General features: G+C 66.2%; 29 protein-coding genes and 1 tRNA gene. 15 read left to right on the top strand and 15 right to left on the bottom strand.

The window, feature by feature from the left end; genetic code table 11:
- Positions 1-51: 51 nt before the first annotated feature.
- Entirely contained in the window at positions 52-1,341 is a 1,290-nt protein-coding gene (urtA, locus tag M4578_RS18320) for an urea ABC transporter substrate-binding protein (protein ID WP_258094748.1), read from the bottom strand.
- A gap of 474 nt (positions 1,342-1,815) precedes the next feature.
- On the opposite strand from urtA, the gene M4578_RS18325 reads away from it, so the two are divergent.
- The 4 genes from M4578_RS18325 to M4578_RS18340 all read left to right on the top strand — a co-directional run bounded on the left by M4578_RS18325 (position 1,816) and on the right by M4578_RS18340 (position 5,845).
- On the top strand, positions 1,816-3,240 hold the full coding sequence (locus tag M4578_RS18325; RefSeq protein ID WP_258094749.1) for a circularly permuted type 2 ATP-grasp protein: 1,425 nt from the start codon (positions 1,816-1,818) through the stop codon (positions 3,238-3,240).
- Between the two features lie 7 nt (positions 3,241-3,247).
- On the top strand, positions 3,248-4,201 hold the full coding sequence (locus M4578_RS18330) for an alpha-E domain-containing protein (RefSeq protein ID WP_258094750.1): 954 nt from the start codon (positions 3,248-3,250) through the stop codon (positions 4,199-4,201).
- Complete coding sequence (locus M4578_RS18335; protein ID WP_258094751.1) at positions 4,198-5,031, top strand: transglutaminase family protein; 834 nt, start codon at positions 4,198-4,200, stop codon at positions 5,029-5,031. The genes M4578_RS18330 and M4578_RS18335 overlap by 4 nt, the downstream gene beginning before the upstream one ends.
- Positions 5,032-5,122: 91 nt before the next feature.
- A complete protein-coding gene (locus M4578_RS18340; protein ID WP_258094752.1) occupies positions 5,123-5,845 on the top strand; it encodes a proteasome-type protease in 723 nt (240 codons plus the stop codon).
- 13 nt (positions 5,846-5,858) lie between these two features.
- Here the strand turns inward: M4578_RS18340 and M4578_RS18345 are convergent, their stop codons facing one another.
- From M4578_RS18345 to M4578_RS18385, 9 genes are all read right to left on the bottom strand, one after another.
- Positions 5,859-6,389 (bottom strand): chemotaxis protein CheD, encoded by a 531-nt coding sequence (locus M4578_RS18345; RefSeq protein ID WP_258094753.1) that lies wholly within the window; start codon positions 6,387-6,389, stop codon positions 5,859-5,861.
- On the bottom strand, positions 6,386-7,444 hold the full coding sequence (locus tag M4578_RS18350; protein ID WP_258094754.1) for a CheB methylesterase domain-containing protein: 1,059 nt from the start codon (positions 7,442-7,444) through the stop codon (positions 6,386-6,388). The genes M4578_RS18345 and M4578_RS18350 overlap by 4 nt, the downstream gene beginning before the upstream one ends.
- A 121-nt stretch (positions 7,445-7,565) precedes the next feature.
- Complete coding sequence (locus tag M4578_RS18355; RefSeq protein ID WP_258094755.1) at positions 7,566-7,922, bottom strand: chemotaxis protein; 357 nt, start codon at positions 7,920-7,922, stop codon at positions 7,566-7,568.
- A 1-nt stretch (position 7,923) separates the two neighbouring features.
- On the bottom strand, positions 7,924-8,310 hold the full coding sequence (locus M4578_RS18360; protein ID WP_258094756.1) for a response regulator: 387 nt from the start codon (positions 8,308-8,310) through the stop codon (positions 7,924-7,926).
- 9 nt (positions 8,311-8,319) lie between these two features.
- Complete coding sequence (locus tag M4578_RS18365; protein ID WP_258094757.1) at positions 8,320-9,186, bottom strand: CheR family methyltransferase; 867 nt, start codon at positions 9,184-9,186, stop codon at positions 8,320-8,322.
- Positions 9,183-9,650, bottom strand: coding sequence for a chemotaxis protein CheW (locus tag M4578_RS18370; protein WP_258094758.1), 468 nt, complete (start codon positions 9,648-9,650; stop codon positions 9,183-9,185). The genes M4578_RS18365 and M4578_RS18370 overlap by 4 nt, the downstream gene beginning before the upstream one ends.
- Positions 9,643-11,769 carry a chemotaxis protein CheA gene (locus tag M4578_RS18375; protein ID WP_258094883.1) on the bottom strand — a complete coding sequence of 709 codons (2,127 nt, stop codon included), beginning with the start codon at positions 11,767-11,769 and terminating at the stop codon, positions 9,643-9,645. Before M4578_RS18375 ends, M4578_RS18370 begins: the two co-directional genes overlap by 8 nt.
- 2 nt (positions 11,770-11,771) lie before the next feature.
- The gene (locus M4578_RS18380) at positions 11,772-12,146 is read right to left on the bottom strand and encodes a response regulator (RefSeq protein ID WP_258094759.1); all 375 of its coding nucleotides are present in this window, start codon (positions 12,144-12,146) and stop codon (positions 11,772-11,774) included.
- Positions 12,143-12,427: an STAS domain-containing protein gene (locus M4578_RS18385; RefSeq protein ID WP_258094760.1), complete on the bottom strand. Its 285-nt coding sequence runs from the start codon at positions 12,425-12,427 to the stop codon at positions 12,143-12,145. The genes M4578_RS18380 and M4578_RS18385 overlap by 4 nt, the downstream gene beginning before the upstream one ends.
- Before the next feature lie 194 nt (positions 12,428-12,621).
- Between M4578_RS18385 and M4578_RS18390 the strand changes: the two genes are divergently transcribed.
- Positions 12,622-14,277, top strand: a complete 1,656-nt coding sequence (locus M4578_RS18390) for a thiamine pyrophosphate-binding protein (RefSeq protein ID WP_258094761.1) — start codon at positions 12,622-12,624, stop codon at positions 14,275-14,277.
- Positions 14,278-14,337: 60 nt separating this feature from the next.
- Here M4578_RS18390 and M4578_RS18395 read toward each other — a convergent pair whose 3' ends face one another.
- A complete protein-coding gene (locus tag M4578_RS18395) occupies positions 14,338-16,374 on the bottom strand; it encodes an NADH:flavin oxidoreductase (protein WP_258094762.1) in 2,037 nt (678 codons plus the stop codon).
- A gap of 117 nt (positions 16,375-16,491) precedes the next feature.
- On the opposite strand from M4578_RS18395, the gene M4578_RS18400 reads away from it, so the two are divergent.
- Positions 16,492-17,133, top strand: coding sequence for a TetR/AcrR family transcriptional regulator (locus tag M4578_RS18400; RefSeq protein WP_258094763.1), 642 nt, complete (start codon positions 16,492-16,494; stop codon positions 17,131-17,133).
- Between the two features lie 64 nt (positions 17,134-17,197).
- Here M4578_RS18400 and M4578_RS18405 read toward each other — a convergent pair whose 3' ends face one another.
- Positions 17,198-18,391, bottom strand: coding sequence for an acetyl-CoA C-acyltransferase (locus M4578_RS18405; protein WP_258094764.1), 1,194 nt, complete (start codon positions 18,389-18,391; stop codon positions 17,198-17,200).
- 110 nt (positions 18,392-18,501) lie between these two features.
- On the opposite strand from M4578_RS18405, the gene M4578_RS18410 reads away from it, so the two are divergent.
- Entirely contained in the window at positions 18,502-19,056 is a 555-nt protein-coding gene (locus tag M4578_RS18410) for a TetR/AcrR family transcriptional regulator (RefSeq protein WP_258094765.1), read from the top strand.
- Positions 19,057-19,140: 84 nt separating this feature from the next.
- Here M4578_RS18410 and M4578_RS18415 read toward each other — a convergent pair.
- Positions 19,141-19,215: transfer RNA gene (locus tag M4578_RS18415), tRNA-Thr, on the bottom strand.
- 100 nt (positions 19,216-19,315) lie between these two features.
- Between M4578_RS18415 and M4578_RS18420 the strand changes: the two genes are divergently transcribed.
- The 3 genes from M4578_RS18420 to M4578_RS18430 are packed head-to-tail and all read left to right on the top strand — an operon-like array spanning position 19,316 to position 21,210.
- Entirely contained in the window at positions 19,316-19,474 is a 159-nt protein-coding gene (locus M4578_RS18420; protein WP_258094766.1) for a hypothetical protein, read from the top strand.
- A gap of 3 nt (positions 19,475-19,477) precedes the next feature.
- Positions 19,478-20,749 (top strand): UDP-N-acetylglucosamine 1-carboxyvinyltransferase, encoded by a 1,272-nt coding sequence (gene murA, locus M4578_RS18425; protein WP_258094767.1) that lies wholly within the window; start codon positions 19,478-19,480, stop codon positions 20,747-20,749.
- Entirely contained in the window at positions 20,746-21,210 is a 465-nt protein-coding gene (locus tag M4578_RS18430; protein WP_258094768.1) for a DUF2948 family protein, read from the top strand. Before murA ends, M4578_RS18430 begins: the two co-directional genes overlap by 4 nt.
- Before the next feature lie 9 nt (positions 21,211-21,219).
- Here M4578_RS18430 and M4578_RS18435 read toward each other — a convergent pair whose 3' ends face one another.
- On the bottom strand, positions 21,220-21,615 hold the full coding sequence (locus M4578_RS18435; protein ID WP_258094769.1) for a c-type cytochrome: 396 nt from the start codon (positions 21,613-21,615) through the stop codon (positions 21,220-21,222).
- Between the two features lie 154 nt (positions 21,616-21,769).
- Between M4578_RS18435 and hisD the strand changes: the two genes are divergently transcribed.
- A complete protein-coding gene (hisD, locus tag M4578_RS18440) occupies positions 21,770-23,071 on the top strand; it encodes a histidinol dehydrogenase (RefSeq protein WP_258094770.1) in 1,302 nt (433 codons plus the stop codon).
- A 16-nt stretch (positions 23,072-23,087) separates the two neighbouring features.
- On the opposite strand, the gene M4578_RS18445 is transcribed toward hisD, so the two are convergent.
- Complete coding sequence (locus tag M4578_RS18445; protein ID WP_258094771.1) at positions 23,088-24,296, bottom strand: alpha/beta fold hydrolase; 1,209 nt, start codon at positions 24,294-24,296, stop codon at positions 23,088-23,090.
- Between the two features lie 147 nt (positions 24,297-24,443).
- On the opposite strand from M4578_RS18445, the gene M4578_RS18450 reads away from it, so the two are divergent.
- From M4578_RS18450 to M4578_RS18465, 4 genes are read left to right on the top strand one after another with little or no spacing between them, the layout of a single operon-like run.
- A complete protein-coding gene (locus M4578_RS18450) occupies positions 24,444-24,923 on the top strand; it encodes a UPF0262 family protein (protein WP_258094772.1) in 480 nt (159 codons plus the stop codon).
- Positions 24,924-24,926: 3 nt separating this feature from the next.
- Positions 24,927-25,373 (top strand): arsenate-mycothiol transferase ArsC, encoded by a 447-nt coding sequence (locus tag M4578_RS18455; RefSeq protein WP_258094773.1) that lies wholly within the window; start codon positions 24,927-24,929, stop codon positions 25,371-25,373.
- A complete protein-coding gene (locus tag M4578_RS18460) occupies positions 25,370-25,768 on the top strand; it encodes a ketosteroid isomerase-related protein (RefSeq protein ID WP_258094774.1) in 399 nt (132 codons plus the stop codon). Before M4578_RS18455 ends, M4578_RS18460 begins: the two co-directional genes overlap by 4 nt.
- On the top strand, positions 25,768-26,349 hold the full coding sequence (locus M4578_RS18465; RefSeq protein WP_258094775.1) for a GNAT family N-acetyltransferase: 582 nt from the start codon (positions 25,768-25,770) through the stop codon (positions 26,347-26,349). The genes M4578_RS18460 and M4578_RS18465 overlap by 1 nt, the downstream gene beginning before the upstream one ends.
- Positions 26,350-26,427: the final 78 nt, after the last annotated feature.

Raw genomic sequence — 26,427 nt, forward strand, 5'->3', positions numbered from 1 at the left:
GAGAGGGGCGGGCGCGAAGGGAGACCGCGCCCGCCGCCGGAGTGGCTCAGATCAGTAGTTCGACTTGATCTGGACGCAGGTCGAGGTCTCGGTGTTGTACATGCCGCACTCGAGCTCTTTCCAGTCGGACTTGAGCGGAGCGGATTCCGGCAGGTAGTCGGTCCAGGCGTCGCCGGGGACCGGCTCGGTCTGCGAGATGATGTCGAACTGACCGTCGGCGCGGATCTCGCCGATCAGCACCGGCTTGGACAGGTGGTGGTTGGTGCCCATCACCGCCATGCCGCCGGTCAGGTTCGGGAACTCGAGGCCCCACATGTTTTCGCGCACGGCGTCAACGTCGGTGGTGCCGGCGGCTTCGACGGCCTTCACCCACATGTTGAAGCCGATGTAATGCGCTTCCATGGGGTCGTTGGTCACGCGCTTGTCGTCGCCGATGAACTCATGCCATTCCTTGATGAACTCGGCGTTTTCCGGCGTGTCGGCGGTCATGAAGTAGTTCCATGCAGCCAGGTGGCCGACGAGGTTCGAGGTGTCGAGGCCCGACAGCTCTTCTTCACCCACCGAGAAGGCCACGACCGGGATGTCGTCTGCCGACACATTCGCCGCCGCGAGTTCCTTGTAGAACCCGATGTTGGCATCGCCGTTGATGGTCGAGATCACGCCGACCTGCTTGCCGTCTTCGCCCAGGGCGACGACGTCGGCCACGATGGTCGACCAGTCGGATTGACCGAAGGGCGTGTAGTTCACGAAGATGTCCTCTTCGGCAATGCCCTTGTCCTTGAGGTAGGATTCCAGAATGTTGTTCGTGGTGCGCGGATAGACATAGTCTGTGCCGAGCAGCGCGAATTTCTCGACGCCCAGTTCGTCAAGGAAGTAATCGACGGCAGGGATCGCCTGCTGGTTCGGGGCGGCGCCGGTGTAGAACACGTTCTTAGAGGATTCCTCGCCCTCATACTGCACCGGGTAGAAATAGAGCGCGTTGAGTTCTTCGAGGACAGGCAGAACGGCTTTGCGGCTCGACGAGGTCCAGGAGCCGAAGGTCACGTCGACCTCGTCGTTCGAAATCAGCTCACGCGCCTTTTCCGCGAACAGCGGCCAGTCGGAGGCCGGATCCTTGACCACGGCTTCCAGCTCGCAGCCCAGCAGGCCACCGGCGGCGTTCTGCTTGGCGATCAGCATCAGCATCGTGTCTTTCAGCGTGGTCTCCGAGATCGCCATCGTGCCGGACAGCGAGTGCAGAACGCCCACCTTGATCGGGCAGGTCACGTCTTGTGCCGAGGCTGCGCCAGCGGCGAACAGCGCCGCGGCGGCCACGCCCGAAAGTTTCAGCGTTTTAATCATTAGGTAACATCCCTTGTGCGCGGCGCGATCCTCCCGTCGCCGCCCCGCCTGTTCGGCCGGGCGGGGCAGAAAATGACTGCTCGCCGCTTCGTTGTTGTTGCGCCCCGACCGTGCTTGCACGTTTTCGTGCCGTGCCGGGGCATCCCCGTTTTTGCACTCCTCCCGGAGCACGCCCCTTTGATTAGCGGAGCGTCGGGGTGCCTCCACGTCAATTTCCGGAAGGTGCCGGGCCCGGGGAATTTTTGCACATTTTGCGTGCATGTTTTGGGTTGTGTGTGTATTTTTTGGGCGCTGATTTGCGTCAGTTTCGTGGCATAGGGGAGAATACGGCCCGGAAATCGCGACTTCGGGATTCGTATGCCGGCGTTGCCTAAGTTTTGGGCTTTGGCCTCGTGGGGGACAAAATTTTGCCTGGGGGGCCTTTTCCTTATGCCCGGAAAGTTGGAGTTTGAGGCGCAGAGCGAAGGGAATACAATGAGCGCCAAGCAAGCCCCGATCTTCAACGAAATGATGAACGGCGGAGACGTTCGCGCCGCCTATCGAAATCTCGAACAATGGTATCGCTCCATGCCTGCGGAGCTCCGAAGCCTCAAGCAATCCGAGGCCGAGGCGCTGTTCCGGCGGGTGGGGATCACCTTTGCCGTCTATGGTGAAGGCGGCGACCCGGAGCGGCTGATCCCGTTCGACATGTTCCCGCGGGTGCTGACCGATACCGAATGGCGCAAGCTCGACCGCGGCATCCGCCAGCGGGCCGCGGCGCTCAACGCCTTTCTCTGCGATGTCTACGGGCGGCGCGAGATCATCCGCGCGGGCCGCATTCCCGAACATCTGGTCACCAATAACGAGGCCTATGAAAAGGCCGCCGTGGGCTTCATGCCGCCCAAGGGCGTGTTCAGCCATATCGTCGGCGTCGATCTGGTGCGCACCGGGCCCGACCAGTTCTATGTGTTGGAAGACAACTGCCGGACGCCCTCGGGTGTGAGCTACATGCTCCAGAACCGCGAGATCATGATGCGCATGTTCCCGCAGCTCTTCATGGAGAACCGCATTGCGCCGGTCGACGGCTATGCCGGGCTTCTGAAAAAGACGCTGGCCTCGGTGGCGCCCAAGAAATGCATGAGCGAGCCGAATATCGTGATCCTCACGCCCGGCCAGTTCAACTCTGCCTATTACGAACATTCCTTCCTGGCCGATCTCATGGGGGTCGAGCTGGTCGAGGGGCAGGATCTTTTCGTCGAGGGCGATTTCGTCTGGATGAAGACCACCGAGGGCCCCAAGAAGGTGGATGTGATCTATCGCCGGATCGACGACAGTTTCCTCGATCCGCTGTGCTTCCGCCCGGATTCGATGCTGGGCGTGCCGGGGCTGATGGATGTCTACCGCTCGGGCGGCGTGACGATCTGCTCGGCGCCGGGCGCGGGCGTGGCCGACGACAAGGCGATCTACACCTATGTGCCCGAGATGGTCCGCTTTTATCTCGGCGAGGAGCCGGTGCTGGAAAACGTGCCCACCTGGCAATGCGCCAAGAAGGACGATTGCAAATACGTGCTCGAACACCTGCCGGAGCTGGTGGTGAAAGAGGTGCACGGATCGGGCGGCTACGGTATGCTGGTGGGGCCGAAATCGGACAAATCCACCATCGAGGCCTTCGAGGCCAAGATCCGCGAGAACCCCGAGAACTACATCGCGCAGCCGACGCTCTCGCTTTCGGCCTGCCCGACCTTCGTGGAGGAGGGCATCGCGCCGCGCCATGTGGACCTGCGCCCCTATTGTCTCGTGGGCGAAAAGATCGAACTCGTGCCGGGCGGGCTGACCCGCGTGGCGCTGACCGAAGGGTCGCTGGTGGTGAACTCCTCGCAGGGCGGGGGCGTGAAAGACACCTGGATCCTGGCGGAGTGAACAAGACATGCTGAGCCGCACCGCAGATCACCTTTACTGGATGGCCCGCTATCTCGAGCGCGCCGAAACCACCGCGCGCCTGCTCGAAGTGGGCGCCCGCAACGCTTTGCTGCCCGATCCCTCGGGCGGCTATCGCAACGACTGGGAGGCCGTGCTTCAGGCCAAGGGCACGCTGGAAGAGTTCAAGGAAAAATACGGCGAGCCCAACCAGCGCAATATCGAAACCTGGCTGTTCTTCGATGCCGAGAACCCGTCCTCTGTGCTCTCCTGCATCAACGCCGCGCGCGAGAATGCCCGCGTGGTGCGCACCGCGCTGACCGCGCCGGTCTGGGATGCGATCAACTCTGCATTCCAGGAGCTCAAGCAGCTTCAGCGCACCGAGCGCAGCAAGCTCATGCTGAGCGATCTCAGCGAATGGACGCTGCGCATCTGTCATCTCGTGCGGGGCTGCATTCAGGCCACGCAACTGCGCAATGACGGCTACGACTTCATGGGCATCGGGACCTCTGTCGAGCGTGCCGACAACACCGCGCGGCTGATCGACGTGAAATATTACGTGCTGCTGCCGTCGCTCTCCTATGTCGGCTCCGGCCTCGATCAGAGCCAGTGGGCGCTGCTCTTGCAGTCGATGACCGCGCAGCGCGCCTTCAACTGGACCTATACCGGCGAGATCACCGCGCAGAAGATCGCGCATCTGCTGATCCTCAACCGCAAGTTCCCGCGCTCGCTTTTGTCCTGTGTGCATTGGACCTGCGAGCATCTCGACAATATCGCCGAGAATTACCAGACCGGCACCCGCGCGCAGGATGTGGCGCATCAGCTTCTCGACGATCTGAACCGCGCCTCGGTCGAGGACATCTTCGACGAAGGGCTGCACGAGTTCCTGGCGCGCTTCATGGCGCGCAACGCGGGGCTCGCGACCACGGTTCAGGATGTCTATCTGCATGGGATCCCGGCATGAAACTGAGCGTGCGCCACACCACCCGTTACCGTTTCGACCATCCCGTGCGCGGGGTGGTGCAATCCTTGCGTCTCTGGCCCGCCGACTGTGCTTCGCAAAAGGTGCTGTCCTGGGAGGTGAAAACCGAGGGCGCGCTGCGCGGAGCGGAATTCACCGATGGCGCGGGCGACCGCACCGCGCTCGCTAGCTGGCGCGGCCCGCTTGACGAGCTGAGCGTCGTCGTGACCGGCGAGGTCGAGACCGTCGATCTTTTCGGCGTGCTGCGCGATCACCGCGAAAAGGGGCCGGCCTCGCTCTATCTGCGCTCCACCAAGTTCATCCGCCCCGACAACGACCTGCGCGCGTTGTCGGCCTCGGCGCTGGACGGGATGAAAGCGGCCTCCGATCTCGACCGGGCGCACGCGCTGTCGGGCGCCGTAGCCGAGGCCATCGACTATGCGCCGGGCGAGACCAAGCCGCACACCACCGCCGCCGAGGCGCTGTCGGGCGGCAAGGGCGTGTGTCAGGACCACGCGCATGCGCTCATCGCCGTGGCGCATGTGGCCGGCATTCCCGCGCGCTACGTCACCGGCTATTTGCAGGCGGACGAGGACGGCAAGCCGCATGAGGCCAGCCACGCCTGGGCCGAGCTGTTCGTGCCGGATCTCGGCTGGGTCGGTTTCGACCCGTCGAACCGCTGCTGCCCGGACGAGCGTTATATCCGCCTCGGCTCGGGCTTTGACGCGCAGGACGCGGCACCGATCCGGGGGGTGGTCCAGGGCAGCACGCCCGACGAGCATCTGACCGTCGAGGTCATCGTGACCGCCGAACAGGGCCAGCAACAGCAGTAAACGGCGGCATCTGCGCCGTTCGGGCCCATTGCCCGGCGGGCCGCGCGGCTCTATAGCCGATGCGGGGCAGGGTGCTTTCAGGGGATTCGGGATGACCTATTGCGTGGGATTGCTGTTGGATGCGGGCATGGTTCTGCTCTCCGACACGCGCACCAATGCGGGGCTCGACAACATCGCGACCTATCGCAAGATGTTTCTCTTCGAGACCCCGGGCGAGCGGGCCATCGGCATCATGACCGCCGGTTCGCTGTCGATCACCCAGACCACCATGGCGCGGCTGACCGATGCCAATGACGATCCGGAAAGCGACCGGTCGATCCTGCGGGCGCCGACCATGTTGCAGGTGGCGGAGATCGTCGGCGGTATGCTGTCGGACGTCACCACCGAAGTCTCGGCCAAGATGGAACGCATGAGCCAAGGCGCCACCGCCTCGATGATCGTGGCGGGGCAGCGCAAAGGCGGCCCGATGCGCATGTTCCTGGTCTATCCCGAGGGCAATTTCATCGAGGCGACGCAGGACACGCCGTTCCTGCAGATCGGCGAGCACAAATATGGCAAGCCGATCCTCGACCGGGTGATCGAGCCCGGTACCTCGCTGGCCGATGCCGAGAAGGCGGTGCTGCTGTCGATGGATTCCACCCTGCGGTCGAACCTCAGCGTCGGCATGCCGCTGGATATGGCGATCATCGAAACCGATGCGCTTCAGATCAGCCGGCGTCGCCGGATCGAAGCCGATGACGAGGGCTTTGCCCGGATGAGCGCCGCCTGGTCCGAGGCGCTGCGCAACGCCTTCCAGCAGATCGACCCGATCTGAAGGGCGCCTGAGGTCAGAACAGCGTGATCTCGCCATGGGCGGGGCGCGGCGCGGGGGGGATCACCGGCGCCACCGCCTCCACCTCGCCGGGGACGATGAACTGCTTGACCCGCCCGTCGGTCGGCCAGAAGCGAATGCGCCGCGCGGCGTTGCCGCCGGTGCTTTGCGAGGCGAGCGGAATGCCTTCGTTTTGCAGAAACTCCTTTGCGAAGGCGACATTGGACACGCCGATGTCGCGCAGCTGGGTGATCATCTTGGCGCCGCCGAAGAGCTTGGCGATCATCCGGTTCTTGCGGGCGCCGCGTTTCAGCAGCCCGTTGATCAGCAGCTCCATGGAATAGGCGCCATAACGCACATCCTCGCCATCCTTGCCGGCGCGGTGCGGCAAGAGGAAATGATTCATGCCGCCGACCCGGGCAACCGGATCGGTCAGGCAGACGGCGGCGCAGGATCCCAGCACCGTGGACAGCACGCACTGCGGATCGTCCGAGATGTGGTATTCGCCCTGGATGACGTTCACGAGTTTTTCCGTTTGATCCATCATTTTGCTGTCGCCCTCTGGCTGGCCTGGGTCTGGCCGGCGGCGCAGGCGCGCAACAGCGCCGGGCCGATCCTGGGCAGGGCCAGGCTGGATTGCGCCGCGCCGATCTGCATCGCGGCGCGCGGCATCCCGTAGACGATGCTGGTGGCCTTGTCCTGAGCGATGGTGACGGCGCCGGCATCGCGCAGTGCCTTCATCCCCTCGGCCCCGTCGCGGCCCATGCCGGTCAGCAGTGCCACGACTGCCCGTCTGGCCCCGGGCACGGCGGAGTGGAACAGCGCATCGACCGAAGGCATATGGCCCGAGATCGGAGCGCCGGCCTCCAGTGCGATGCGCATCGGCTTGCCGCCCGCCAGGCGCATATGCGCGCGACTGCCCGCGGCCAGAACGATCTCGCCATGATCCACGGTATCGCCGTCGCGCGCGGGACGCACCCGCGCCGCGCATTGCCGGTCGAGCAGGCGGGTGAGGCTTTCTCCGAACCCGCCGCCGGTGTGCTGCACGATGAAGGTCGGCGGGCAATCCGCGGGAAAGCTGGACAGCACACAGAGCAGCGCATCGACCCCGCCGGTGGAGGCGCCGATCAGGATGAAGCGATTGCTGCGCCCGGCGGCAGGGGCCTCGGGAGCCGCGGCCGGGCGCAGCGCGGCCGGGGGGGCTGTGGCGGGGCCCAGACGCCGGGCGGCGCGGGTCACGCTGCGCAGGGTTTCGACGAGCCGTTCCGCAGAGACGCCGGTGTCCACCGCGAAGAGATCGGAGGTCCGGCCCCAGGGCGAGTCCGCATCGCGGCCGCCGGCGTCGGGGGAGCCGGTGATCACCAGCCAGCGCACATCGAGCGCGGCGAACAACGCGCGCATCACCTCGAATTCCGGCGCCCGGGCGAGCGCCCCGGCGATCAGCACCGCCATGGGCTCGCGTTCTTCGACCTCGGCATAGGTGGTCATCAGGTCGTGGGTCTCGGCCACAACGTCGATCACGGGCGAGGCGCCCATTTCCTGCGACAGACGGCGGCGCAAGGCCCTGTCCGGAATGGCGATGATCAGCGAGATCGGACGCATCGACGCCCCTTTCGATATGCTGGCCAGGCGTGCGGGGCACGGCGGCGGAGAGGGAACGGGCCGGTGCCCCTTGGGCCGCGGGAGAGACGGCGGCGGTGCTGGCCCGGGCGGGTGGCGGCGCTCAGAACAGTTCGGGCGCGTTTGCGGCAAGATCCTCCTGTGTTGCGCCGCTCAGGCGGCGGCTGAGGGTGCGCAGCGGAATGGCGGAGAGCTCTGACGACAGGTCGAGCACCGTGTCTGCATCGACCCGGAGCGAGAGTTTTTCCACATAGGCGGCCAGCGCATCGGTGGATTGCGCCAGCATGTCGAGCTCTTGCAGCGCCGTGACCGCCACCGTCCCCAGCCGCCCGTTTCTGGCGGCATAGAAATGTTCCATCCCGTGTTCCAGCCGCTCCAGCCGGTGCTGCAAATGGCGGATTTCTCTCGACAGCAGGCGGGTCGCATCGGCGGGGGTGAGGTGGATGTCAGTCAGTCGCATGTCACAGCTTTCCCACCACGCTCTCGATGCATTGCTTCATCGCCAGCGAGGTGAAAGGTTTCTTGATCATGTTGTTGAGGCCCCATTTTTTGGCCGCGGCGACCATGTCGGGGGTGGGTTTACCGGTGACGAGGATAAAGCCCATGCGCTGCGTCGCCTTGTTCTGACGCACGGCCTGGAGCAGCGCCAGCCCGTCCATGTTGGGCATGTTGAAATCCGACAGCACCAGATGCACCGGGCTGGCGGCCAGACGCGCCAGCGCCTTCTGGCCGTCGTTCTCGGTCTGGTAATTCGCGATGCCGATCTCGTCGAGCGCCTGGGTGATCAGACCGCGGCTCGTGGCCATGTCATCGACCACCATCACGCGCAGGGAATCTTTCAGACTCATTCTCGTCTCCTAAGTCGCGACAGCGCCACCCGATGCGGGCTTCTTGCGGTAGGTGGTGACCCCTGCGGTGGCGAGCGTCTGCAGTGCCGGGCCGGACACGCGCTCCGAATGGCCGATGAACAGAAACCCGTCGTCGCGCAGCATGGTGGCGAAACGCCCCCAAAGCGTCTGCTGGGTGTCCTGATCGAAATAGATCGCCACGTTACGGCAGAAGATGGCGTCGAACGGGCCATGAAAGGGCCAGGGGTCGATCAGGTTCAGCTCGGCGAAGGAGATCATCTGGCGCGGCGCCGCGGCCATCTCGAACTGATCTGCGCGGGCGCCGAGGCCGATCCAGCTTCGGCGCAGCTCGCTGGGGATCGTTTCGACCTCTTCCTGGGTATATTGTGCCGCCTTCGCCCGGCGCACGATGGCCGGGTCGATGTCGGTGGCGAGGATGCGGATGTCGCGTTGTGCGGCGTCGGGCAGCGCGTCGAGGATCGTCATGGCGATCGAGAACGGCTCTTGCCCCGAGGAACAGCCGGCCGACCAGATCCGGACGCGGGACTGCTGCGGAAAATCGGGAATCAACGCCTGCCTGAGCGTCTCGAAATGGTGTTTCTCGCGGAAGAAACTGGTCACATTGGTGGTGAGCGCCGAGATCAGTTCGAGCCGTTCGTCGGCCGCGTCGGGGGTTCCGAGAAGCGCCATGTAGTCTTGGAACCGGCTGATCTCACGCGCCCGCAGGCGCCGTGCGAGCCGGGAATAGACCAGCGGCTTCTTGCTTTCGGCGAGGCTGAGGCCGAATTCGGCGCGGGCCAGCCGCGCGAGCGCCCGGAAATCCTCGTCGGTAAAGCGGAAGTCCCGCGCCCCCGGTTCTGACGGAGCCGGGATCATCCCGCCGTTCCCATGTCATTGTCGAGCACCGCATCGAGATTGACCACGCGCACCATGTTTTCGCCCACGGAGATCACGCCGAGGATGGCCTGCCGCGCGGCTTCGGATTTGATGTCGGGGGTTTCCTGGATCGCGGATTTGTCTACCGAGAGGATCTCCGAGACCGATTCCACCAGCAGCCCGATGGTGGTGCCGCCGGCGGCGGCGACGATCACGACATTGCGTTCGTTGTCCGGTGTGGTGCCAAGCCCGAAGCGGGCCGCCAGATCGAAGATCGGGATCACCGCACCGCGCAGGTTCATCACGCCCAGCACATCGTCCGGCGTGTGCGGCAGCTTCGTCACCGGAGTCCAGCGGCGGATCTCGCGGATCTGAGTGATCTCGAGGCAGAAGCTCTGGTTACCCGCCGAAAAGGTGATGAACTCGAACTGGGTTTCGGTCGGGGCTTCGATAACATCAAGCATGGCGCAGCTCCAATCTGGGGGTCGATGCGAGCGGCAGGAAGGGCGCCGCGGGGTTGAGTTTCACAAGCTCGTCGGGATCGAGAATGAGGGCGATCTTGCCGTCGCCGAGAATCGTGGCAGCGGACACGCCCGGAATGGCGCCGTAGTTGCTTTCGAGGCTCTTGATCACCACCTGGCGCTGATCGTGGATCGCGCCGACGCGCAGTGCGGTGAGGCCCTGGCTCTCGGTGCTGACCAGCAGAAGCACGCCGCTTCCGGTGGTCGTCTCGCCACCCGACAGGCCGAGATTGCGCGCCACATCGACGATCGGGACGTAGGAGCCGCGCACCGAAATGACCTGGCCGTCGGTGCCGATGCAATGCAGGTCCTTGCGGTTCGGACGGATCGTCTCGATGATCGAGGCGATGGGGATCACCATGGTCTGATCCGAGATCGAGATGACGAACCCGTCCATCACCGCCAGCGTGAGCGGCAGCACGATGGTGAAGGTGGTTCCGCTGCCGGGCACCGAGGCGATGGACACGCGCCCGCCCAGCGCCGCGACCGCGTTCTTCACCACATCCATCCCAACTCCGCGCCCCGAGAGGTTGGACACCTCGGCGGCGGTGGAGAAGCCCGGCAGGAAGAGCAGGTTGTCGATTTCCTGTTCGGAGAGCTCGGCCTCGGGCGAGACCAGCCCCTTCTCGATGGCTTTCTCGAGGATGCGCGCGCGGTTCAGCCCGGCGCCGTCATCGGCGATCTCGATGAAGACGCTGCCCGAACGGTGCGAGGCCGAGAGCCGGATCGCGCCGACGGGGTCCTTGCCGGCGTCCTCGCGTTTCGCGGGCGGCTCCAGCCCGTGATCGACCGCGTTGCGCACCATGTGGGTAAGCGGATCGGCCAGCCGTTCGATCACGGTCTTGTCGACCTCGGTCGAGTCGCCCACCGTGACCAGCTTGGCCTTTTTGCCGGTCGCCTCGGAGGCTTCGCGGACGATCCGGGACATGCGCTGGAAGAGCGGCTTCACCGGCTGGGCGCGGATCGCCATCACCCCTTCCTGGATGTCGCGGGCCAGCAGTTTGTAGGCTTCGAGCTCGTTGGTGAGATGCGCGACCGCCGGCAGTTCCAGCTCTTCGATGCGCTGCGAGATCATCGCCTGGTTGATGATCAGTTCGCCCACCGTGTTGATCAGCCGGTCCACCCGCTCGAGATCGACGCGCAGCGTCGGGCGCGGCCCGCGGGGTTCGTCGCGCGGCGCGCTTTGCTTGGGCGGGGTCTTGGCTTCGGGCGGTTCGGTGGTCTTGGCCACGACAGGCGCCGCGGTCTCTGTCACGGGTTCCGCGGCCTCGGGGGGGGCGGGGCTCTCCTCCGGTGGCATCGGCGCGGGGGCGTCCTCGTCGCGCACCGAGATTTCCAGATCGCAGAGCGCATCGACGAATTCGAAAATCTCGTGCAGCACGGTCTCGTCCTCGCTGGTCTCCAGCGAGAGCTGCCAGTCGATCACCGCATCATTGGGATCGAAGGCATCGAATTCGGGCAGATGGCTCAGATCGGCCTGTACTGTCAATGTCCCCAGCTCCGCCAGCGCGTCGAAGAGCAGCAGCGGTTCGTGCCCGTTGGCGTAGAGCATCGGGGTGGGGTGAAAGCGGATGTCGAACCGGCGCAGCGTCGGCTCGGGCTCGGGCAGGTCGATGGGCATGGGCGCCGCGTCGAAATCGAGTGTCACCGCGTCGAAGGAGAAGGCTTCCTCGCGGTCCGCATCGCCGAGATGAGCCTCGAGCTCCTTGAGGATCGTGGCTTCGGATTCGGCGTTGGGTTCGCGGTCGTCGCGGGCAGCCTCGACGAGATCGGCAAGCTGGTCGCCGGAGCGGTGAAAGAGCAGCATCAGCTCTTCATCGACCTTCAGCTCATGCGAGCGGACCTTGTCCATGACCGTCTCGAAGGTATGGGCGAAGCTGACCAGCCGGTCGAGCGCAAAGGCGCCGGCGCCGCCCTTGATCGAATGCACCGCACGGAAGACCGCGTTGACCACATCCATATCCTCGGCGTTTTCTTCCATCGCCGAGAGCCCTTCGACAAGCGCTTCGAGCAGCTCCTCGCATTCTTCGAAAAACGTATCGCGGATCGAGTTTGTCGACATCGTCACACCACATGTCCGGTGAGGCGGCGCAGCACCGAGACCAGCGAGGAATCGTCGAAGGGTTTCACGATCCATCCGGTGGCGCCGGCGGTGCGCGCGCGCGCCTTGAGATCGGCGCCGCTTTCGGTGGTGAGCACGATGATCGGCACGGTGGTGCGGTTGGGGCCGTTGCGCAGCGTCTCGATCACGCCGAACCCGTCCATGTTGGGCATGTTGATGTCGGTGATCACGACATCGGGTTCGACATCGGCGAATTGCTCGACCCCTTCGACCCCGTCGCAGGCCGAATGATATTCGAACCCGGCGCCTTCCAGCGAGACGCGCAGCAGGTTTCGGATGGTTCGGGAATCGTCGATCGCGAGGACTTTGGTGGTCATTGCAGCGGGTCCTTGTCGAAGTGATCGGAGGCGAGGCCGAGCCGCTCGAGCCCGGCGCGGAAGGTGCCGTTGGTGTCGGTCAGGAGGAAGGGCAGCCCTTCGCTGGCCCATTGCTTCTCGGCCACGAGAAGGATTTGCAGCCGGTGCGAATCGAGACGCGCCACGTCGCGGGCCGAGATCGTCACCGGGCCGTGGCGGGCCCCGAGCAGGAAGGGCACAAGCGCATCCTCGCCATTGCGGTTCCGCGCGGGTTCGAGAACGTGATAGTGAACGTCGGTCATCGTGGGATCGGCACCTTTGGCAGCGTTGCGAGGTCGCGGGTCAATGCGCCCGGCAGGCCAAATCCCCCGCCGGATCAGCAAGACAAATACGGGCCGGGTCTTAACAAAGCGTTCTGGCGGGTGGTGATTTCGGCCCCGCTTGCGGCGCGGCTTCGAATTCTCCACAAACGGCGTAGCGGCGGAAGGAGAGCGGCATGGCACGCAACGGTGGGCAACTGGTGGTGGATTGTCTGATCGCGCTGGGCGCGCGGCGGGCCTTCGGGGTGCCGGGCGAAAGCTATCTGGCGGTGCTCGACGCGATGCATGACAGCAAGGGCCGGCTCGATTTCGTCAATTGCCGGCAGGAGGGCGGGGCGGCTTTCATGGCGGCGGCGCATGGCAAGCTGACGGGGACCCCCGGCATCTGCATGGTGACGCGCGGACCGGGCGCGACCAATGCCTCGATCGGGGTGCATACGGCGATGCAGGACAGCGCGCCGATGCTGCTGTTGGTGGGGCAGATTGCCACTGGGATGCGCGGGCGCGAGGCGTTTCAGGAGGTCGATTACCGCGCCGTCTTCGGCACCATGGCGAAATGGGCGGTGGAGATCGACGATGTGGCGCGCGTGCCCGAGATCCTGTCGCGCGCCTGGACCGTGGCCACCACCGGCCGCCCCGGCCCTGTGGTGATCGCGCTGCCCGAGGACATGCTGATGGCCAAGGCCGAAGTGGCGCCGCTCGACGGCCCTGTGCCGGTTTTCCCGCCCGAACCCGCGCCGGGCGCGGTGGTCGAGGCGCTTGAGATGCTGGAGCGCGCCGAGCGTCCGCTGATCGTGATGGGTGGCGCGCCCTGGGACCGTGCGGCCAGCGCGGCGCTGCAACGTTTTGCCGAAGGCTCGGATATTCCCGTGGCGACGGCCTTTCGCTATCAGGACCAGTTCGACAATCGCTCGCCCTGCTTTTGCGGCGATGCCGGGGTGGGGATGAGCGCGGCGGTCAAGGGGATTCTGCGCGATGCGGATGTGATTCTGGCGCTAGGCATCCGCTTTGGCGAGAACATGACCGATGGTTATACGCTGCTGCGGGTGCCGGACCCGGTTCAGAAGATCGTGCATGTCCATGCGTCCGATCGTGAAATCGGCAAGGTCTACCGTCCGGCGCTGGGCATTCACGCCTCGCCCGAGCGCTTTGCGCTGGCGCTTTCCGAAGCGGTGACGGGCGGCTGGGCGGGCTGGCGCGAATCCGCGCGCGCGGCCTATCTGGGCTTTATCGACAAGGCGCCGGCGCAGCCGGGGCCGGTGGATATGGTGGCGGTCTGCGCGCATTTGCGGGCGCGGCTCGCCGAGGACGAGCTGGTGCTGACCAATGGTGCGGGCAATTTCACCGTCTGGCCGACGCGGTTCTTCCGGTTCCGCCCGGGGATGCGGCTGTTGGGGCCGCAATCGGGGGCGATGGGATATGGTCTGCCCGCCGCGGTGGCGGCCAAGCTGGAGCGGCCGGAGGCGGTGGTCCTGTGTTTTGCCGGCGATGGCGATCTCCAGATGACCCTTCAGGAACTGGCCACCGCGCGGCAGGCCGGTGCGGCGGTGATCGTGATCGTGGTCAACAATGGCAGCTACGGCACGATCCGCGCGCATCAGGAGCGGGAATTTCCCGCCCGGGTCAGCGGCACCGATCTGCAAAACCCCGACTTCGCGGGCATCGCGCGGGCCTGCGGGCTGCATGGCGAGCTGGTCTCGGAGACGGCCCAGTTCGCCGACGCCTTCGAACGCGCGCTGGCCTCGCCCAGCGGCGCGCTGCTCGAGCTGACGGTCGATGCCGAGGCGCTGACGCCTTACCGGACGCTCAGCCAGATCCGCGCGGGCGTGTGACTGGCGGTCTCAAAATATGACGTTATATCATATGGTTGCGATTGGATCTTGACGTGCTCCTCAAAGCGTCCGTAGCAGCCGCAGCGCATCGTAGATCGCGGCATGGGTGTTGCGCGCCGAAACCGCGTCGCCGATGCGGAAAAGCTGGTATTGGCCCTCCGGGTTGTGCACCAGCTCTTGCGGCCGCAGCGCGATCAGCGCCTCGTAATCCACCTCGCCCTGATTGCGCGCGCCGGGTTTCAGCTCGAAATACAGCTCGTCGAGCGGGCGGGTGCCGCGGTTGACCACGACCTGATCCACCAGCCGTTCGGCGGTCGCCGGGCTGTAGTCGCTGCCAAGCGTGGCGCGCAGCCCATTGCCCTCGCGCGTGACCGCGTCGAGCCTCCAGGTCACCGTGAAGCGCAGGTCGCGGCCCTGCAACGCGCGCAGCGAGGGGGTGAGCGACATCGACATGACCTCGGAGGCGATGTTGCGGTCGCGGGTCACGATCTCGACGCTGGCGCCGGCGGCGGTGAGTTTCTCCGCCGCCTGAAGCGCCGCGAAATCGCCGGCGTCGTCGAAGATCAGCACATTGCTGCCGGGCTGCGCATCGCCCGACAGGATGTCCCAGGCGGTGACCACCAGCGCATCGCCCGTGTCGAGCCCCTCGGCATGGGGCAGCCCGCCGGTGGCGACGATCACCACGTCCGGCGCCTCGGCCAATACCGTCTCGGCATCGGCGAAGCTGTTGAAATGAAAGCGCACACCCATGCGCTCGCATTCCGCGAAACGCCAGTCGATAAGCGACATCATCTCGGCCCGGCGCGGGGTCTGCGCGGTCAGCCGCACCTGGCCGCCGGGATCGTTCGCCGCCTCGTGCACCACCACCTCATGGCCGCGCAGCGCCGCCACCCGCGCGGCTTCGAGCCCCGCCGGCCCGGCGCCCACGATCACCACGCGGCGTGCGGTCTCTGCCGGGGCGATGTCATGCGGCATTTCCAGTTCGCGCCCGGTCGAGGGGTTGTGCAGGCAGAGCGCCCCGCCGCCCATATAGATCCGGTCGAGACAGTAATTGGCGCCGACACAGGGGCGGATGCGGTCCTCTTCGCCGCGCAGGATCTTGGCGACGATATGCGGATCGGCCATATGCGCGCGGGTCATGCCGACCATGTCGAGCTTGCCGCTGGCGATGGCGTGGCGCGCGGTGGCGACATCCTGGATCTTGGCGGCGTGGAAGGTGGGCAGATCGCTCGCGGCGCGGATCTCGCCGGCAAAATCCAGATGCGGCGCGCTGCGCATCCCCTGCACGGGGATCACATCGGTCAGCGCCGCGTCGGTGTCGATGCGGCCCCGGATCACGTTGAGGAAATCCACCAGCCCGCTGGCCTTGAGCCGCCGGGTGATCTCGAGCCCCTCGTCCGGGGTGATGCCGGTCCGGGCGCATTCATCGGCCGAATAGCGGATGCCGACAATGAACGTCTCGCCCACGCGCTTGCGGATCGCGCCCAGCACCTCCATGGCAAAGCGCATGCGGTTGTCGAGCGACCCGCCCCAGGGCGCCTCCATCTCGTTGACCATCGGGGTCCAGAACTGGTCCATCAGATGGCCATAGGCTTCGAGCTCGATACCGTCGAGCCCCGCCGCCTGCATGCGCTCGGCGGCGCTGGCATAGTCCTCGATCAGCCGCGCGATATCCCAGTCCTCGGCGCGCTTGGGAAAGGCGCGGTGCGCCACCTCGCGGTCATGGCCGGCCGAGAGCGAGGGCAGCCAGTCGCCCTTGTCCCAGCGGGTGCGGCGGCCGAGATGGGTGAGCTGGATCATCACCGCGCAGCCATGCTCGTGGCAGGCGTCGCCAAGCGCGCGCATCCAGTCCACCACCTCGTCCTTCCAGGCCAGGATGTTGTTGAAGGCAGGCGGGCTGTCGCGCGAGACGCTGGCCGAGCCCGCCGTCATCGTCAGCGCGATCCCGGCGCGGGCGCGTTCCACATGATAGGCCCGGTAACGCGCCTTGGGCATCCCGTCTTCGGCATAGGCCGGTTCATGCGAGGACAGCATCAGGCGGTTCTTCAGCACCAGGTGTTTGAGGCGATAGGGCTGCAACAGCGGATCGGTGGACATGGCCGGACTCCTTCGGGGCTGCGGCGACGCTGCGAGAAATGTTCACTTATGTCAAGTTTGTGTTCATGACTGTCCATTTCCCTTGTTCCAAGAGGGGGCGGCGGCTAGACCGGGCGCATGACAGGGCAGACGGATGAGGATGCGGCCGCGAAGGCGGCGGGCTGGCGCGGATCGCGCGAGCTGTGGCTGGAGGCGGCCAAGCAAGCCTTTGTCGATGGCGGGCTCGAGGCGGTGAAGATCCAGCCTTTGGGGGCGCGGCTGAACCTCTCGCGCACCAGTTTCTATTGGTTTTTCAAGGATCGCGGCGCCTTGCTCGACGCGCTTCTGGCGCATTGGGAGGCGCAGAACACCGGCGCCATCGTGACCGCCTGCGCCGCCTATGCCGAGACCTTGCCCGAGGCGGTGCTGTCGCTGATCGGGGCGTTTCTGGACGAGACCGGCTTCGAGCCGCGCTTCGATTTCGCGGTGCGCGGCTGGGCGCATGGGGATGCGGGCGTCGCGGCGCAGGTGCAGGCGGCGGACGAGGCGCGGCTGGCGGCGATTCGCGAGATGTTCCGGCGGTTCGGGGTGACAGAGGCCGAGGCGGATGTCCGGGCGCGCACGGTCTATCTGACCCAGATGGGATATATCTCGATGCAGGTGCGCGAAACGCTGGAGACGCGGCTGTTGCGCGTCGCCGATTACGTCACGATCTTTGCGGGCCAACCACCGACGCCGGCGGATATGGCGCGGTTCCGCGCCCGGTTCGGCGTGGCCTGACAGGCGTTAGGGCAGGGGCGCGCAACGCGCCGCCGCCCAGGCGCGTGCCGGGCAGGGCGCCGGCTCAGCCCACAAGCTCCACCGCGACGGCGGTGGCCTCGCCGCCGCCGATGCAGAGGCAGGCGATGCCGCGGCGCAGCCCGCGGGCGCGCAGCGCATGCAGCAGCGTGACCAGGATGCGGGCCCCGGTCGCGCCGATGGGATGCCCCAGGGCGCAGGCGCCGCCGTTCACGTTGAGACGGTCGCGCGGAATGCCGATCTCTTGCGCAGCGGCCATCGAGACCACTGCAAAGGCTTCGTTGATCTCGAACAGATCGACCTCTGCCGCCGCCCAGCCGAGCTGGTCCAGCAGTTTGCGGATCGCCGGAATCGGCGCGGTGGTGAACCAGGCGGGTTCTTGCGAATGGGTCGCGTGGCCAAGGATGCGCGCCATCACGGGCATATCCTCGGCCACCGCCGTGGCCTCCGTGGTCAGCACCAGCGCCGCCGCGCCATCGGCATTGGCCGAGGAGCTCGCCGCGGTGATCGTCCCGCCCTCGCCGAAGGCGCTGCGCAGGCCGGGGATCTTGTCGGGAGCGATCTGCAAGGGGCGCTCGTCGCGCACGACCGTGACCTCGCCCTTGCGGGTACGGACCGTGACCGCAGCGCATTCCGCGTCGAAGGCGCCGCGTTCCACCGCCTGGCGCGCTCGCGTCAGCGTCTCGATGGCATAGCTGTCCTGATCCTCGCGGCTAAAGCCGTAGCGCTCTGCCGTGGCCTCGCCGAAAAGCCCCATGGGGCGACCCCGGTCATAGGCGTCTTCGAGCCCGTCCTTCATCATGTGGTCGAGCAGCTCGGAACTGCCCGCCTTGCGGCCCTTGCGCATCTCCGAAAGCAGAAAGGGCGCACCCGACATCGCCTCCATCCCGCCGGCGACGACGATTCCGGCGCTGCCCGCCCGGAGCAGGTCGTGGCCGATCATCACCGCCTTCATGCCCGATCCGCAGACCTTGTTCACCGTCGTGGCGCCGGTGGCATCCGCCAGCCCCGCGCCCCGCGCGGCCTGCCGCGCCGGCGCCTGCCCGAGCCCCGCCGGCAGCACGCAGCCCATGAGCACCTCCGACACCCGGTCGGGCGCCAGACCCGCATCGGAAACCGCCGCGCGGATCGCCGCCGTGCCGAGCTCTGTCGCGCTGACCCCCGACAGGGCCCCCATGAAGGCACCCAGCGGGGTGCGGCGCGCGGCGGAAATGACGATCGGGTTCGGGTCTCTGGGCATGGGGGGCTCCTCTTGGTGTTGCCGTTAGATTATGATCGTAATCATTCTTGTCAACATTAAGATTATGACTGTAATTTAACGATGAGCGAAAAGGGGGGATGCCCATGCGCATGAGCCGGAGCGATGCGGCGAAGAACCGGGAGCGCGTGGTCGCGACCGCAAGCGAGATGTTTCGTGCCGAAGGTTATGACGGCATCGGAATCGCCGGGCTGATGCAGGCGGCGGGGCTGACCAACGGGGCCTTCTACAAGCAGTTCGACAGCAAGGAAGCGCTGATCGCGGAGGCGACGGCCGAGGCGCTTGCCCGGAACGCAGAGGCCTGGCAGGCGGTGCTCGACTCGGCGCAGGGCGATCCGCTCGCCGCCGTTTCGGAGTGGTATCTTTCCGCGCCTCACATTGCCCATCGCGAGAAGGGATGCGCCTATGCGGCGCTGGCCAGCGAGGCGCCACGCCACGACGCGCGCGTGGGGAGGGCGTTCGAGGACGGGCTCCGGCACACGCTGTCGCTGATTTCCGGGGCGGCGGACGGTGACGATACCATGGCCATCCGTCTGCTGAGCCGGCTGATCGGCGCGCTGATGCTCGCCCGCGCGGTCCGCGACCCGGAGCTGGCGGCGTCGATCGTCGCGGCCAACAGGGCACCGGAGGCGCCCAGGGGGTCCTGAGCGGGTCCGGCTGTCCCAAGGAGATCATGCGCCGGGCGAGGGAAGCCCGCGCTCTCGGGGTCGGTATGGGTGGGTGTTTGAAGATGGTGCTGCCGGAGAGATTTGAACTCTCGACCTCTCCCTTACCAAGGGAGTGCTCTACCCCTGAGCTACGGCAGCGCCGGGACGCCTTGATGGCGTGGGCGGCTGATTAGACGCAAATCGAATCCGGTGCAAGCGCAATCTGGACGGTTTTTCGCCCCTGCTTTAAAGAAGGTCCATGGAGCGCAAGACAGGCAGCCAGAAACCCAAGGCGGATGATCGCGATGCGCGGCTGAAAGCGGCGCTGAAGGCGAATCTCGCGCGGCGAAAACAACAGGCCAGAGCGCGCGGAGCGGAGAAAGCCGCGCCGGGGCAGAGCAGTGAAAAGGATCAGTAGGACATGGATTCCATCGTCGTCACCGGGAATGGCCCGCTTTCGGGCCAGATCCCCATCGCGGGTGCCAAGAACGCCTGCCTGACCCTCATGCCGGCGACGCTGCTGTCGGACGAGCCGCTGACGCTGACCAACGCGCCGCGGCTGTCGGACATCCGTACCATGACGCTGCTGCTGCAATCGCTGGGCGCCGAGGTGCAGGGGTTGCAGGAGGATCAGGTTCTGGCGATGTCGAGCCACAGCCTGACCAGCACCCGCGCCGAATACGACATCGTGCGCAAGATGCGCGCCTCGATCCTGGTGCTCGGCCCGCTGCTGGCGCGGCACGGCCATGCCGAGGTCTCGCTGCCCGGCGGCTGCGCCATCGGTGCGCGGCCCGTCGATCTGCACCTGAAGGCGCTGGAGGCCATGGGCGCCGAGCTCGAGCTGAAAGAGGGCTATGTCCACGCCAAGGCGCCTGCCGGAGGCTTGCGGGGCGGGGTGGTGGAGTTTCCCTTCGTCACCGTGGGCGCGACCGAGAACGCGCTGATGGCCGCGACACTGGCCAAGGGCACCACGGTGCTGAAGAACGCCGCGCGCGAGCCCGAGATTGTCGATCTGGCGCAATGCCTGCGCAAGATGGGGGCGCAGATCGCGGGTGAGGGCACCGATACCATCGAGATCCAGGGCGTCGACCGGCTTGGCGGGGCGACTCACCGGGTGGTGACCGACCGGATCGAGCTGGGCACCTATATGCTGGCCCCGGCGATCTGCGGCGGCGAGGTGGAGTGCCTCGGCGGCACGATCGCGCTGGTCGAGAGCTTTTGCGAAAAGCTCGACGCGGCGGGGGTCGGCGTGGAGGAGACGGCGACCGGTCTCAAGGTCAGCCGCAAGAACGGGCGGGTGCGCGCGGTGGATGTGGTGACCGAGCCCTTCCCGGGCTTTCCGACCGATCTTCAGGCGCAGATGATGGCGCTGCTCTGCACCGCCGAGGGAACCTCGGTGCTCGAGGAGAAGATTTTCGAGAATCGCTTCATGCACGCGCCGGAACTGATACGCATGGGCGCCCAGATCGACGTGCATGGCGGCACCGCGACGGTGACGGGGGTCGAGAAGCTCAAGGGCGCGCCGGTGATGGCCACCGATCTGCGCGCCAGCGTCTCGCTGATTCTGGCGGGACTCGCCGCCGAGGGCGAAACGGTGGTAAGCCGGGTCTATCACCTCGATCGCGGCTATGAGCATGTGGTGCGCAAGCTGCGCGGGGTCGGGGCCAAGATCGAACGGGTGAAGGGCGATTGACGGACGCACGGTTTGAAGACGCAGGCGGCGGGCCGCTGAATCTCGGGGCGATGGACCCCGAGGATTTGCAGGTGCTCTCCGCGCTGCTGCAGGATGCGGTGCTGACCGCGGGCGATATTTCCTGGCAAAAACGGCACCGGCGGCTGGCGCTGCTGGTGAACCGTGTGCGGCGCGAGGACGGGGTGCACACCGTGCCGCCCGAGCGTGTGCGGGCGCTGGTCTCGGTCGAGAATGTGCAGGCGGTGGCCAGCCAGGGCGTTGCCCGTGGCGATGGAGAAACCGTGCTGTCGCTTCTCTCGGTGCAGTTCGAACCCGGAGAAGAGGGCGCGGGGTTTGTCGTCTTTACCCTGGCCGGCGACGGCGCGCTGCGGGCGCAGGTCGAAGCTCTGGAGCTTCGCCTGCGCGACGTGACCCGGCCGTATCGTGCCGTTTCCGGAAAACTGCCGGATCACGAAGGCTAGTCCGGCGGTTTACGGCGCCTGGATCGACTCGAGGAAATAGGCGAGCGACAGGATGCGCCCGCGGACCTCGATCTCGCTGCCGTAGCTGCCCATCTCCTCTGCGCTGTCCTTGAACCGCTGCCCCCAGACCGGCATCGGGTATCCGTGCCCGCGCACCCCGGTCCGCCCGTCGATCACCTGGATCATCGCGAGCATGGGAAAGGCGCCGTCGTTCCTGGCCGAGATCTGCGTGAGATCGGGCACCGGAACCGTCATCATCTCGGCCAGCGGGCCATCGCCCGTGCCCGAGACGCCGTGACAGGCGGCACAATGGTTCAGGTATTCGGCTTCCCCTGCCTGGTCGGCCTGTGCCGACAAGGGCAGGATGAGTGCCAGAACGGCACCCATGGCTGCAAAGGCTCTCATGTGAGTCCTCCTCCCTTTGCGTGGTCTCCCCGTCCTTCGGAATGTTAGCGCTACGAATTTTACCGGCCTTGACCGGGATCAAGGCGGCGCGCAGGTGCTTGAGGCAAGGGCGGGCAGCGGGTAAGAGGCGAAGGACACGCACAAGGACCTTGCCATGCCCGTCTTTCTCGACACGACCGAGCCGGATTTCGAGATCGAATTCGCCCGGCTCCTGAGCGCCAAGCGCGAGGACAGTCCCGATGTGGACGACATCGTCGCGGGGATCATCGCCGAGGTTCGGGCGGGGGGCGACGCGGCGCTGATCGAGCTGACGGCGAAATTCGACCGGCTGGAGCTGAGCCCGGAACGGCTTGCCTTCACGCGCGAAGAGATCGACGCCTATTGCGCGCAGGTGCCCGCCTCGGAACGGGCGGCGCTGGAGACGGCGGCGGAGCGCATCCGCGCCTACCATGTCCGCCAGATGCCCGAGAACGCGCTCTGGACCGATCCCGACGGCGCCACGCTGGGTTGGCGCTGGACGCCGGTCTCGGCGGCGGGGCTCTATGTGCCGGGCGGGCTGGCGAGCTATCCGTCCTCGGTTCTGATGAACGCCATTCCCGCCAAGGTGGCCGGTGTCGAGCGGATCTGCATCACCGTGCCCACCCCCGATGGCGAGGTGAATCCGCTGGTGCTGCTGGCGGCGCGGATCGCCGGGGTGGACGAGATCTACCGGCTGGGCGGGGCCCAGGCGATTGCGGCCTTGGCCTATGGCACGGAAACCGTGCGCCCGGTGGACAAGATCACCGGCCCGGGCAACGCCTTTGTCGCGGCGGCCAAGCGGCGGGTCTTCGGCAAGGTCGGCATCGACATGATCGCAGGCCCCTCCGAAATCCTGGTGATCGCCGACGCGGAGAACGATCCGGAATTCCTCGCCCTCGATCTGATGAGCCAGGCCGAGCATGACGAAAGCGCGCAGGCGATCCTGGTCACCACCGATGCGGCATTCGGACGGGCGGTGGCGGCCGAGGTCGACCGTCAGCTCGAGGTGCTGGAGCGCAGCGCCATCGCCGGCGCGAGCTGGCGCGATTTCGGCGCGGTGATCGTGGCGCGGGATCTCGACGAGGCGGCGGCGCTCTCGGACCGGGTGGCGCCGGAGCATCTGGAGCTGTGTGTCGCCGATCCGCAGGCGCTGTCCGAAAAGATCCACCATGCGGGCGCGATCTTTCTCGGCCAGTGGACGCCCGAGGCCATCGGGGATTACGTCGGAGGGCCGAACCATGTGCTGCCCACGGCCCGGTCCGCGCGGTTTTCGTCGGGGCTGTCGGTGCTGGATTTCCTCAAGCGCACCACGCTGGCGCAGATGTCGCCGCAGGCGCTGCGCGCCATCGGGCCCGCCGCCGAGGTGCTGGCGCAGTCGGAAAGCCTCGAAGCGCATGGGCTGAGCGTCACCGCGCGGCTGCGCAAGCTCAACCGCTGATCCCCCGCTCCCGCGCTCAGCCGCGCAGCCCGGCCACCGGGCGCGGTCCGGCGCCGACCGGGTCGTCCGGCAGCGGCGGCAGCGCCGTGACCGGCTGCACCAGCATCAGAACCGCTGTCTCGCAGCGGTAATAGGCTTCGTGGATGCGGGTCAGTTCCAGCGTGTGCATGCCTTTGGGCAGGGTCGGGGCGACGGCGCCGGGAAACAGCATGTCATAGCTCGGCCCCGGCGCGCCGTCTTTGCCGAAACGGCGCGGTACGGGCACTTTCGAGCCCATGAAATCCTTGGGAAACACCACGTCGACCCACGAGCGGACACGGGTCTCCGAGGTGTAGAACTTGGCGATCTCCTGCTCGACCAGCGGTTCCTGCTGCGCCAGCATCCCCAGGGCCGATCCCCAGGTGAACAGGACGACGCGTTCCAGAAGATCGCCGCATTCGGCCAGCGCATCCACCGCGATGGCGCCGCCCAGCGAATGGCCCACGACATAGATCTCGTCATAGGCCTTGTCGCCGTGCACATCGGCAACCTGATCGAGAACCTCCAGCACCCGGTGCCGCGCCTTGGCGCGCAGCCCGACATCGTCGTCGCCAAGCGCCTCGTCGCGCAGATAGGCCTTGGTGTAGGCCGAGATGTTGGAAAACTGCTCGAGCCATCCCAGGCTCCAGATCCACAGCATGATCAGCGCAAAGACCGAACCGCCGATCGTGGCGGTCCAGCCGGTCAGGCAGTTCCAGACGGTCTGAACGACGGGGATCTGTGTCAGCGAGTCCGGCAGGGTGATCGTGCCGTTGCCGATGGCCTGCATCAGAAAGATCGCCACCACGATCCACCACAGGATCAGCAGAAACGCCGCGATCACCATCGCCCAGGCCGCGCGCGGCGGGGCTTCGCCCCGGGCCAGCCAGCCGCGCACGCCGCCGGTCAGCCAGTAACGGATCAGGAAGAAGCCCCGCTTGAACCGCGCCCAGGGGGATTCGTTGCTCCAGTCGGGGACCAGATCGCCCCAATAGGCCTCGTAGACGTCGATTTCGCGGGTTTCGCCGCCCGCGCGCGCCGCGGCGGTCAGCCCGATGGCGCCGGTTGTCGGGCCGTCGCCCTCGTCGGTCTGTTCGACCCGCCAGCCGTCGGTGTAGTGCTGCAACGCCCTGACCAGCCGGTCGCGGGACTGGTGCCGCTCCTTGCGGGAAAAGCCGGGGACAAGAATGATGGCACGCCGGGACATGGCCGCGCTCCTGAAAATTCATCTAACCAATGAATCAGCATAGCATAAATACTCCTATGCGGGAAACGCGTCTCATCATCGCAGCCCCGCATTGCAGTGCCCGGCGCGGCACGCTAAGCCTTTCGGGCCCGCTGAAGGACTACGCCCATGAGCCATATCTCTCAGATCGACCTGGACGACGCCAACCTGCCGCCGCCCACGCCCGAGATCGAGCAGGAACGCCGTGTCGCCATGTTCGACCTCATGGAAGAGAACAGCTTTTCCCTGCCCGCGCGCGACGACCGCGCGGTGCCGCCCGGCCCCTACAAGCTGGGGCTGGCGATCCGCGAAAAGCGTCTGGTGTTCGACGTGTCCACCGAGGCCGATGAGAAAGCGGCGGAGTTTCATCTCTCGCTCTCGCCCTTCCGGCAGGTGGTGAAGGATTACTTTCAGATTTGCAAAAGCTATTTCGACGCGGTGAAAACCGCCGCGCCCAGCCAGATCGAGACCATCGACATGGCCCGCCGCGGCATCCACAACGAGGGCGCGCGCATCCTCCAGGAGCGGCTGGAGGGCAAGGCCGAGGTCGATGACGACACCGCGCGCCGGCTCTTTACCCTCATCTGCGTGCTGCATTTCGGGGGCTGAGGCTTGGCGGACCTGCCGCAATCGGTGCTTTTCTGCTGCGATCACAACGCGGTACGCTCTCCCATGGCCGAGGGGATCATGAAGAAGCTCTACGGCTTCGACACCTATGTGCAATCCGTCGGCGTGGTGAACGACCTCGAGGTGGACGGGTTCGCCATCGCGGTCTGCAAGGAGATCGGCGTCGAGCTGAGCAAACACCGTGCCCGCAGCTTCGAGGAGCTGGAGGAGATGGGCGAGGCGCTCTCGGGGTTCGACCTGATCGTCGCCATGTCACCGGCCTCGCAGCGCGCGGCGCTGGATCTCACGCGGTTTTACCACTTGACGGTGGAGTACTGGCCGATCATGGACCCGACCGGGCTGGGCGAGACCCGCGAGATGAAACTCAACGCCTATCGCCAGACCCGCGATCAGATTATGGACAAGCTCAAGAGCCGATGGGGAGACAGATGAGCGCCACCGACACCCTCCAGCGCTATTTCGACGCCTTCAATGCCAAGGACACCGAGGCGATGCTGGCCTGCCTCGCCACCGACGTGGCGCATCACGTCAACGAAGGGCAGATCCGCAGCGGCAAGACCAAATTCGCCGAATTCTGCGCCCACATGTCCCACTGCTATGACGAAACCCTCACCGATATGGTGGTGTTCGAGGCCGAGGACGGCACCCGTGGCGCCGCCGAGTACATCGTCAACGGCACATACCTGAACACCGATGCCGGGCTGCCCGAGGCGCATGGCCAGACCTACCGGCTGCCGGCGGGGTCGTTCTTTACCCTCAAGGACGGCAAGATCACTCGCGTGGTGACCTATTACAACCTCGCGGACTGGATCCGGCAGGTCAGCTGATGCGCGTCGAGGTGCTGACCGGCGCGGCGCTCGACGCCGCGCTCGACGATGTGGCGCGGCTGCGCATCGCGGTGTTCCGCGACTTTCCCTATCTCTACGATGGCGATGTCGCCTATGAGCGCCGCTATCTTCAGACCTATCGCGACAGCTCCGGTGCCGTGCTGGTCGGCGCCTTCGACGGCCCCCGGCTTGTGGGCGCCGCCACCGGCACGCCGATGGAGGATCACGCCGAGGATTTCGCCGCAGCCTTCGCGGGCACGGGCTACGATCTGGCGGAGGTCTTCTACTGCGCCGAATCCGTGCTGCTGCCCGCCTATCGGGGGCGGGGGATCGGGCACAGGTTCTTCGATCTGCGCGAGGGACATGCCCGCGCGCTGGGGCGCCGGCACGCGGCCTTCTGCGGCGTGCTGCGCGCGCCCGATCACCCGGCGCGCCCGGCCGATTATGCACCGCTAGACCCGTTCTGGCGTAAGCGCGGCTATGAAAAGCTCGATGGTGCACTTGCACATTTTCGATGGAAAGACCTCGGGGATACCGATCAATCGGACCATTCCTTGCAGTTCTGGATCAAATCGCTCTGATTCCCGGTTTTCCATTGGCTCTAAATATCCCGGGGTCCGGGGCAGCGCCCCGGCCTTCGCCTGCAACAAGGACGACGC

This window comes from Salipiger pentaromativorans, assembly GCF_024721115.1.
Taxonomy (GTDB): Bacteria; Pseudomonadota; Alphaproteobacteria; order Rhodobacterales; family Rhodobacteraceae; genus Salipiger; species Salipiger pentaromativorans.